Annotated in this window: 1 protein-coding gene; it reads right to left on the minus strand. The window is 35.4% G+C overall.

Going from position 1 to position 2,757, the window contains the following annotated elements:
- Positions 1-720 precede the first annotated feature (720 nt).
- Positions 721-1,710, minus strand: coding sequence for a YgcG family protein (locus tag AFK68_RS37980; protein WP_210407195.1), 990 nt, complete (start codon positions 1,708-1,710; stop codon positions 721-723).
- Positions 1,711-2,757 lie beyond the last annotated feature (1,047 nt).

Consider the following 2,757-nt stretch of genomic DNA (forward strand, 5'->3'; position numbering starts at 1 on the left):
CATAGATACCTTAGTTTAAACAATAAATAAAATTAGTTTCTAATCTTATCATACAAAAAGAATATATAATACGATTTATAAAAAAATCTTTTTATCTAATCCTTTTCTTTTTGAGAAGAGGCAATTATTAATTATTAATTTGGTTCACAGACTAACACAGTTCCCTTTTCTCCTTGTGTAATGTGAAGTTTATCATCTAATCTAGATACAGCACTTCTAAACTACTTTTAGGCGATCGCTTCATTTCTAATAATTTAGAATGCGCGAATTACCTCTCCTTGAAAACGGATAGGATTGACGAACAGGAAAATTTTTATTTATTATCTCCTTAAAAGGGGAGGCTTGAAACCAGAATATTTCGGTATAGCGCTACGCGCTAGGGAATAGGGAATAGGGAACAGGGAACAGTAGACTGTTAAAGGGTTCCATGATTTATAACTGCCCTAACCTGAATGGGTAGTGCTATAAAATAAATTTATCCTGTTTCTGTATTCATGCCTTGCTACTAACCCAAACATCAACTTTAACAAGACTGAATTTTAAGATTAATAAAGTGCTGTTAATTCGATATTTTTTGGTTAGAAAAAAGGAAGAGGAATTATTATTTTTCCCTCTTCCTGATCAGCGATAATTGAAGTATTAATGTACTTTGCTATCTTTCTCTAATTTTCAGTCTCAAAAGCCAATGACTATGATTTTACCATACTAAAAGTATAGTTATTACTCACCACCACCATCGCCACCACCATCACCACAACTATCACCACCACTGTCACCATAGCTACTACCACCACCATCACCATAGCTACTACCACCACCATCACCATAGCTACTACCACCACCAAAACTATCACTATCATAGCTTCCATAGCTACTACCACCACCAAAACTATGATAGTCATAGTTTCCATAGCTACTGCTACTATTTCTACTGTTACTGTAAGAGCTACTTCTATTATAACCACTGTAAGAGCTACGACTGGTATTAGTCGATCTATTGCCAGTAGTTCTATAATTGCTACTGCGACTAATATAGGTGGTTTTCGGACTCATCTGGGTTTTTGGCAGAATTTTGAATATCCTCCAAAATATCCATATCACTAAGATACCCATGAAGATACCTATAACTATGAAGATACAACTAACAATACCTGCGGTAGAAGCTTTACCTAACTGATATTTCTCTGTTTTCAGGGATGTTACTAATTCTTTTGTACCTGCAACTACACCACTTTCAAAGTTTCCTGACTTAAATTCAGGGATAATTTTACTGTCGATAATATTAGAAACCGTGGCATTTGGTAAAGTTTCCTGTATTCCCTTACCAGTTTCTATTTCCACACGGCGATCGCCTATAGAAACTAAAAACAGCACACCATTATCTTGACCCTTTTTACCAATTCCCCAATAATGAAACAACTTAGTCGCCAATTCTTTGGGAGTTGCTGTGGGTTGAGTTTCTGGCACAGTCACAACAGCAATTTCTGCTCCATTTTTGGCTTCTAAGTCGGAAATCATTTGGTTAAGTTGAGTTTCTGTACTTGGACTGAGAATTTCCGCCATATCTGTCACCCAACCATGATAGTCTTGTCGGGGGTTTGATACTTGTTGTACCGTTAGAGCAAAACTGGGCAAAGGATGTATTAGCCAAGTTTGGACTAGAAAAATTATCAACAAGGTACATCTCAAGATAATTAAAGGAAAATTCATAATTTCTACCTCTTGGAGAAACAAGAAAATGTTCGCTATTAATTACTCAGATGCAATTGATTAATTTATGATTTTTAGAGTGGCCAGTTTGCTGATAATCTTGGTATTTCTAGCTCTAGATGGCTCTTAGTTTTTTCTCGCCTTCAAATCTGTAGTAAAATCTTCATGGAGTCGTAATGATGTAACCTCGATCTTCACATATTTAGGACTTAGGCAAAGACCATGTGTATAGCATTCAACAATAGTTATAATTTTTTAACTCTATATGTAGTACCTCTGCGTAAGTCCTGATATTGTCCCAATTTTTTCACAATTGGTAAATCCATAATTATGACGATGGAGGACTACCAGATTTACTTGTCCTGTTAAGTAATGGTAAAGAAAAGATATATATTTTAACTAGCTATTAGCTTTTCCTTACGGAATGCTGCGCTTGCCAGCATTTAGCAGGAGCGCTAAAATCCGAGGGTTTAAGTCCCTCACAAGAGCTTGAAAAATTAGTGGTGCGCCTTTTATGGGGGATTCAAACACCCATTATACACAGTGAAAAGCTGATAGCTGACTGCTGACCGCTGACTGCTGACTGCTACGTCAATTTCTTCCCACACTCCACACACTACCCACACTTTCTCTACCATTACTATGCACCACCCCAGATTTTTTTGTGCCTTCTTACCGAGACTATTTTTTTGTAAAATTAACTACTAAATTTTTAATTCATTACTATGCACCACCCCAGATTTTTTTGTAAAATTAACTACTAAATTTTTAATCCAATCTACAAATACCGAAAAATATCACAATAGGAAAAACTCTTAATTATACACGATATTTTTGAGGATTAAGTGAAATTAGATCATAAATAAACAAAATAACACAGAAACTTTAAAAAACGGCTGAAATTTGTGAAGATTTGGTAAAGCTGAGTATTTTACTCTACCACCTTCAATGCACCTCTTTTAAAATAGAGTTGTTGGGAAATAAGGTAAAATGGTTCAAGCAGAAATTGGCCAGAAGAATGCTAAATATTGAACGAGCCTTAAAACA

The sequence above is a fragment of the Hydrocoleum sp. CS-953 genome (assembly GCF_002260545.1).
In the GTDB taxonomy this organism is placed as follows: domain Bacteria; phylum Cyanobacteriota; class Cyanobacteriia; order Cyanobacteriales; family Microcoleaceae; genus Trichodesmium.

Excerpts from the sequence above, each read along its gene's own strand:
- AFK68_RS37980 (WP_210407195.1), bottom strand. The coding sequence starts at position 1,710 with ATGAATTTTCCTTTAATTATCTTGAGATGTACCTTGTTGATAATTTTT.